The following is a 7,146-nucleotide window of genomic DNA, read 5'->3' as shown; positions in this document are numbered from 1 at the left end:
GGGGGGTGGGAGCCGCTACCGCGCACCGCCGCGTACAGATCGGGGCGGCCGTCGCCGTAGTGGCGGATCAGTTGCGGCGCAACCTCGAACGGCCGCGGGTACTGGAAGTACTTCTTCTCCTTGCTGGTTCCGGTCCGCTCGCCGGCCGGCGACTCGTCGCCGAGTAGCAGCGCGGCGGTCTTCGGCAACTGTCCGGCACGCAGCGCCGCGTAGAACGCCGGAGCCAGACGGGAACCCAGTGCGTCGAAGATCGCCGGGCCCTCGATCGCATAGTTGTCGTTCACCGAGGCGCGGGCGGTCGCCGGGCTCGCGGTGTTGTTGATGGCGACCGCCTCGGCGAGGTTCTGTTGACGCACCAGCGGGGAGATCGACGAGAAGCCGTCCAGGATGGCGATGTGATCGCGCGGCGCGGGGGTCGCGAATGCCTGATCGGTTTGCCCTGCAGCGAAACCTGCGGATGCGGGCACCTGCGTCGGCGCGAACGCGCATGCCGGGGCGGCAGTGGCCGGCGATTGCGCCACCGCGGTGGGGAGCACCAATGCTGCGGCAGCCAGGATCGCTGCCACCATCGAGTTCACTGTCCGACGCCTCATGGTCTCCTCCGGGTCCGGCCGGCAACGCCGGCACCACACATCTCGGTGTCTCACCTCACGGAGGTCACCGGATCACACGGCATCGACCGGTTTCACACCAGGTGAACAGTCGGTGAAGAGTCGTGCGGGATCGGACATTCACCGAACCTCGAAGAGGATTCCGCGGCCGATCGCCTCGCGGACCACGGGAAGTGCTGCCTGTGCCAATGCGTCGGCGTCGACACCGTGGTGCGCGGCAAGCAAATCGATCAGGGTGCCCAGTTCGACCGCTCCGAGACATCCGGCAAGCAGCGCTCGCGATACCTCGTCGACGCCGAGGACAGCGCCCGGTCCGCCGGGGCGCCGCACCGCCGACCCGATCTCCTGCCAACCGTCGTCGCCGGGTAAGGATTGTGTCTCGCAGAACACCGGCGCACAGGCCAACCGAGCCGTCAGCAGGTGGTCGTCGTCGTGGGCACGCAGGTAGGCGCGCCGGTCCAGGAAGGCTTTGGCCTCGGGACCGGTCACCTCCTCCCCCGCAGCGGTGATCTCTTCAAGGATGTGCTCGCCATCGGTTGATCGCGAGCCGGCGCGCTTGCGAACGGTGATGACGCCCATGCCGATTCCGGTGATCTTCTCCTCGGCGAACCAATCGAACCAGTCGGAGCCGCGTCGGGCGACCTGGTCGGGATCCTCGCCGGCATCGGAGAGCCACAGCGAGATGTAGCTGATCGGATCGGCGAGCTCTCGTTGCACCACCCAGGCGTCGAGTCCGGTGCCGGCCAACCAGCCGCCGACGCGTTGTCGCCAGTCGGCGCCGTCGCGCACCATCCAGTTGGCGAGCAACTGGGCGGTACCACCGTCGGTCAGGTGGTCCGGCAACCCGGCAATCAGCTCGGCGCACAGGGCGTCGCCGGCCCGTCCGGAATCACGGTAGATGTAGTCCTGTGCGCCGGCCCCGACCACGAACGGCGGGTTGGACACGATCAGGTCGAACCGTTCCCCGGCGACCGGCTCGAACAGACTGCCCGCCCGCAGATCCCAGGTCATGTCGTTGAGCGTCGCGGTGGCCGCAGCCAGGGCCAGAGCTCGTGGATTGGTGTCGGTGGCCACGATGGACCCGCAGTGGGCGTCGAGATGCAATGCTTGGATGCCACACCCCGTGCCGAGATCCAGGGCCGTATCGACGCGGTCGCGGATCACCGCGCGCGCCAACGAGATCGACGCTCCACCGATGCCGAGCACGTGGTCGTGGGCCACGGGTCCGCTGCGCATCGCCGCGTCCTGATCGGAGATCACGAGAAAGTCGTTGGCATCGTCGGCGTGGGGTCGGATATCGACGATCGCGCGGTATCGGCCGTCGGGGCGCTGTTCGACGACGCCTTCGGCGATCAGCGCCTGCACGCCGGTGCTCGGGAAGGCCGCCGCCAGCGTCGGCTCGTCCTCGTCGGAGCCGAGCAGGAACAGCCTGATCAATGTCGACAGCGACTCCCGGGCACCGCCGGGACGCGCTGCGCGCAATGCGGGCCACCAGACCCCGCGCCCCAAGGCATCGTTGGCGTCGTCGCCGAGCGCCGCCGCCACCCCGTCCGCGGTGTAGCCGGCGGCGCGTAGGTCGGCTCCGAGGGCGAGCACCACCGGGCGCGACTGCAGAGGCAGCGTCGTCATCAACCGACGCTCCGATACTTCTTGTGCATGGCCTGTTTGGAAACGCCAAGCAACACACCGATTTCGGCCCAGGAAAGGCCGGCCGCGCGGGCTCGTCGGACGGCGACCTCCTCGTCACGGGCGATCTCGGCACGACGCCGGGCGACGGCGGTCAAGGCGGTCACCGGGTTGTCGGGGTCACCCGATTCATCTGGTCCGAGGCTTGTGCGCATGGCATCATCATTCACCGGAGCTCGCCGCGGGTCAACCTTGGTTGACGACCTACTCGTTGACCAGGCCCGTCCTCGACGCAGCCCCGCCCCGGTCGTGATTGCGGTCACGATCCGCTCGTAATGCAAAGGTTATGCTAACTTTACATTCGGTTTCCCGCACGAGGACTTCTCCTCGAGGCCCCTGGCCGATGCCGGAGAACCGAGGCCGGATGTCTGTTCTGGGGTCGGAGGAGTGCGCGTGAAGACTGTTGGTGCGGTGGGGAATCGACGCTCGCGACGTGCTCGCACGTGGGCCGTACGGGTGTCGGCGGTGGCGACGCTCACGGCGTTCTCGGCAAGCGCGTTCACTTCCAACGGCACTGCGGCGGTGATCAATCCGGCGTTGGTCCCTGCTCCCGCACCGGTCGCGGAGAAGGCGGCCCCGAAGTCCCCGAAGGCTCCTGAGCCCGAGACCTATCAGGAGCGGATCGACCGTATCGCGCAGAGCCCGCGCTCGTTGCTCGCGCCTCTGCAGGAGAACCAGGGCAAGGCGACGGTCTGCGTCAGTGGTGAGTTCACCAGTTTGTCGGTGGTGTATGACTCGCTGTTTGAATCTCTGTTGCCTTCGCTGCCCCCGCAACTGCGCCAGAACGCCTACGCCGCACGCGATGCCGCGCATCGGGACATGAAGCGCCTGAACGTCTCTACGCTGGCGATATCCGACAACCCGATGGCACTCGGCGCCGACTCCGCCGATCCGTCGATGACCTATCGCGGCCCGGTGTCGCAGTGGATTGTCACGCAGCTGTTGAAGATTCGCGATGGCCAGGAGAACGAGGCGATTCCGCTCGGCAACATCACCCTGACCCAGGCGGTGGAGACGGTGTGGCTGTATCTGTTCGTCACCGTCGTCGCGCCGGTGAAACTCGCCGTTCAGCTCACCCCGTTCTTGGGTAGTCCGTTGACCGGCACGGCTCTCGACAGCTACCAGGGGTATTTCACGTACAACACCATCCTGCAACTCGCCGTACAGGGCGGCGTCCTGGGGTCGCAGTACCTGTATCAGGGGATCTCCAACATGGTGATGAACCAGTGCGTCGCCCGGGTCACCGAAGATCAGCGAGAGCAGGCCGGGCGCCCCAGCGACGACGTCACCTACCACATCGACATCCCCGCCGCGGTGCGCGCCGCCGCAGGACAGCTCGCGCTCGCCGACAATGACAACTGCCGGCAGATCGGCACGCTGCCGCTCAGCCGCATCGTCACCCGCACCGGTGAGTATGCGCAACAACTGGTCACCACCGACGCACAGAAGCAGAAGATCGCGAGCGAGACCAACGCGATTCTGGCGAAGATGCGGGCAACCCAGGTGCCGCACAACCTGATTCCCGCCGATCCAGCCGACTTCACACAACTCGAGTCCTTCGCCTCGCTCGTCGGCAGTCTGATCCCCTACGTCGGCGGCGCCCCGCTCGACATCACGATCGGCCTCAAGCACAACCTCGATCAGGGAGACAATCCGTTCGAGACCGTGAGCGTCGCCGACCTGACCGTCACCAAGTCGCTCACCGCCGCCTACTACTCGTACTATCTGTCGCTCTACCTGTTCACCACGGTCGGCGGCTTGGCCGAAGGTCAGATCCTGGGAAGCCCGACCGTCGGCTTCCTCTCCCCCACGCGAGCCATCGGCGCCGTGGCGGCGCTACCTCTGACCTACGGGCTCGTCAACTACCACAACGTGATCCGATCGATGTGCCTGAATGAGGACGACACCACCGGGACCGGCCGCGGCGCACAGGTCAATCGCGACAATGCGGTCTTGCCGTCGGCGAGTACGACCACGCCGACCGTCGCCCGGCCGGGCCGACCGTCGAGTTCCGCACCGTCGAGCGCGCCACGGCGCGGCGCGTCCTCGCCGACGTCGACGCCGGCGCCGGTCATCCCGGGCCTTCCGATCCGGATCCCGGGCATCAACTAGAACCGGTCGACCGCGCTCATCGGCGAGCGTGGTCGATCCACTTCTGCACCAGGTGAATTGCCGTGATGCTCTGGCCGTCGTCGATCCCACCTGTGGCCACCATCTCGTCGACTTCGGCCATTGTGAAGAACTCAGCGGTGTCGAACTGCTCGTCGGAGACCTCCCGCTCTCCGTCGAAGGTGAGGTCACGGGCCAGGCAGGTGGCCATCCGTTCGGTCATGAGCCCGTTGCAGACGCGTGTCCGGCCGAGTACTTCCCACGCCGAGGCACGAATCCCGGTCTCTTCGTGGAGCTCTCGCGCCGCGGCTGTCAGTGCCTCCTGACCGTCACCGCCACCCCCGGGCAGTTCCCAGTGCCACTGCTGTGACGGATAGGAGAATGTCCGCACGAGGTAGAGCCTGTCGGCATCGTCGAGTGCCGCGATCATGACCGAATCGTTGGATTCCACCACGCCATAGATGCCCTCGGTGCCCAGAGGTGTGATCACCCGATCCTCACGGACACGCATCCACGGATTCTCGTAGGTGATCGTAGACCCGAGCAGGGTCCAGGGGTTATCGGCGCGCATGGCTCGATTGTGCTCGATCGGCTGGCGGTCGGCAGGTGTCGAATCCAGTGCTCACCCGAAACCGGGGAACACACCGTCGACGGCAGCCCTCGCGAAGTCGTCGAAACCCATGTTTCCCAAGGAGAGGTTGTTCTCGACAGACCACAGGTCACGCGGTCGCACCCGCACCGTTCGACCCGGTTGGTGCAGCAGATCAACGACAAGCACGGCGTGATCGGGCGAGCTGAGAGTCGCCTCGTCAGCAACGAAGACGAAGAACGGCGGGGGTTCCGGCGCCGAGTCGACAATGTCGTCGACAGTCACACCGTCATATGCGCGGTCATCGATGTACTGAAAGTTCGCACGAAATCGACCCTCTTCGTGCTCAAAGTCCACCGGAGCACTCGCTTCCCAGACAAGGGCCCCCCACGCTTGATCGGTCGCCGGATCGCAGTAGGTGCGCACCAGCAACGCATCATTCGTCTGCGGAAGCGGATACCTCAGAGCCAACAGAATCCTCCTTGGCGCGAGTTCTTCTCGTCGTGAAAAGCGATGCATTCCCGCCGGAGCGCGTTCTGCACTCTTGTTGAATCACGTTACCGCAGCTCAGCGTCGGCAAGTTCACTCCCCCGTAGTCGCCGTATCGGTCGGCGCCTCACCGCTCGCCGACCGACACAGCGCCCAGGGAATGTCACTGGGTCAGAAGCGGTCTCGCCGGTCGCGGCATCGACGGCAGTGAGACTGCCGACTCACCTCGTTCCTGGTAGGTGAGCTCCGCCAGCCCAGGACATCATGAGCCATCAGCTCATGACCGCCCCACCGTCGACGGCGATCGACTGCCCGGTGACGTTGCGTGCCTTGTCGCTGAGCAGGAAGGCCACCATCTCGGCGATGTCACCAGCAGATTGGGGCCGACCCATGGGCACCATCTGCTGAACGAAACCGGCGAACACGTCGTCGTCAGATACTCCCTCCAGAGAACTGTCGCGACCGCGCAGCCACGCAATGGTCTGTCGCCACATATCGGTGAGAATCAGGCCGGGGAGCACCGTGTTGCAACGTATTTCGCGCAGCGCTCCCGACCGCGCGACACTGTGGCCGAGTTCGATGACAGCGGCCTTCGACGCCCCGTAGTGCGTGAGCATCTCATTGCCGAGCCGGGCGCCGATGGAGGCGATATTGACGATCGCGGCGGGCCCGTCGGCCCGTTTCACCAACTCCTGGCAGGTGAGGAAGGTTCCGCGCGCATTGACGGCAAACGTGTTGTCCCACAGTTGTTGATCGATCTCGACCAGCGGTGTGAACAGTCCGGTGCCCGCGGTGTTCACCAGGCCGCACAGGGTCCCGGCCTCTGCGGCCGTATCGAACATCGCCGACACCGCGGCCGCATCGCGAACGTCACAGGCGATCGGCACCACATCGGCGTCGACCTCCTGCCAGCGTGGATCTGACTCCCGCTCAGGGTGTTCCGCCGAGAGGTCGGCGAGAACGAGCGCGTCGTAATCGGCGGACAGGCGCAGTGCGATCTCAGCTCCGAGGCCGCGGGCGGCGCCGGTGACAATGGCTACGCGAGTGGTGGTCATGCGCGTCGCTCCCTACACAGATGGTTCGTCATCGAATGAACTCCTTTGGGTGAATCACACAGCGTCGTGTGACGATCACCACCTTCTGATCGGAAGCGCGGAATGTCCATGTCGCATTACCCATTCGGCGTTAAGCAGATGAGTAACGACCGAGGTCCCACCGACCGGTCCGCCGAGGAACCGGCCCTTCCACGTCAGCGAGTTTCGTTGCGTCCGGTACGAACCGACGCAACCGCGCGCCGAAGTGCGTTCACGAGCGGCGAGAAATCATCGGCGCGCGTGCACAGCGACAATGGACATGGATCGATGTCTTCGATCGGTACGAAGGCCACCCCGGGATTGCGGTACGCATCGGCGACGAACTGTCCGGTGATCGCCATCGCTTGCCTGGCGGCAACCACCTCCAGCAGCTCGTCCATCGTCTGGACCGATGGCCCGTACCGCACGGGCTTCCCACCGGGACGGGGATCGCATGCCCACCAGCGGACCCATGCGGGATCCGCCTCATCGTCGGCGACATGCAGCTCATCGTCGAGTTCGCCTATGCCGATCGACGTTCGAGCCGCGAGCGGGTGGCCGGTGGGCAGCGCAGCAACCCGCCCTTCCT

At 65.7% G+C, this 7,146-nt stretch carries 7 protein-coding genes and 1 pseudogene; 1 reads left to right on the top strand and 7 read right to left on the bottom strand.

The features are described 5' to 3' along the window. The 3 genes and pseudogenes from B1964_RS07550 to B1964_RS07540 all read right to left on the bottom strand — a co-directional run. Positions 1-593: pseudogene (locus B1964_RS07550) on the bottom strand (PA-phosphatase); the annotation flags it as partial. A gap of 138 nt (positions 594-731) precedes the next feature. After that, on the bottom strand, positions 732-2,240 hold the full coding sequence (locus tag B1964_RS07545) for a methyltransferase (RefSeq protein WP_079929388.1): 1,509 nt from the start codon (positions 2,238-2,240) through the stop codon (positions 732-734). Next, positions 2,240-2,452 carry a hypothetical protein gene (locus tag B1964_RS07540; protein WP_006371538.1) on the bottom strand — a complete coding sequence of 71 codons (213 nt, stop codon included), beginning with the start codon at positions 2,450-2,452 and terminating at the stop codon, positions 2,240-2,242. Before B1964_RS07540 ends, B1964_RS07545 begins: the two co-directional genes overlap by 1 nt. Before the next feature lie 238 nt (positions 2,453-2,690). On the opposite strand from B1964_RS07540, the gene B1964_RS07535 reads away from it, so the two are divergent. Then, complete coding sequence (locus B1964_RS07535; protein WP_253193919.1) at positions 2,691-4,409, top strand: hypothetical protein; 1,719 nt, start codon at positions 2,691-2,693, stop codon at positions 4,407-4,409. A 16-nt stretch (positions 4,410-4,425) separates the two neighbouring features. Here the strand turns inward: B1964_RS07535 and B1964_RS07530 are convergent, their stop codons facing one another. From B1964_RS07530 to B1964_RS07515, 4 genes are all read right to left on the bottom strand, one after another. Next, a complete protein-coding gene (locus tag B1964_RS07530) occupies positions 4,426-4,977 on the bottom strand; it encodes an NUDIX hydrolase (RefSeq protein ID WP_079929386.1) in 552 nt (183 codons plus the stop codon). Between the two features lie 51 nt (positions 4,978-5,028). Further along, positions 5,029-5,466, bottom strand: a complete 438-nt coding sequence (locus B1964_RS07525; RefSeq protein WP_006371541.1) for a hypothetical protein — start codon at positions 5,464-5,466, stop codon at positions 5,029-5,031. A 290-nt stretch (positions 5,467-5,756) separates the two neighbouring features. Continuing rightward, positions 5,757-6,539 (bottom strand): SDR family NAD(P)-dependent oxidoreductase, encoded by a 783-nt coding sequence (locus tag B1964_RS07520; RefSeq protein WP_079929385.1) that lies wholly within the window; start codon positions 6,537-6,539, stop codon positions 5,757-5,759. A 194-nt stretch (positions 6,540-6,733) separates the two neighbouring features. Further along, a partial coding sequence (locus tag B1964_RS07515; protein ID WP_253193918.1) for a LysR substrate-binding domain-containing protein occupies positions 6,734-7,146 on the bottom strand: 413 nt, incomplete at its 5' end.

This window comes from Gordonia sp. i37 (assembly GCF_002043085.1).
Classification (GTDB): domain Bacteria; phylum Actinomycetota; class Actinomycetes; order Mycobacteriales; family Mycobacteriaceae; genus Gordonia; species Gordonia polyisoprenivorans.
This window is presented reverse-complemented; position numbering and strand designations above follow the sequence as displayed.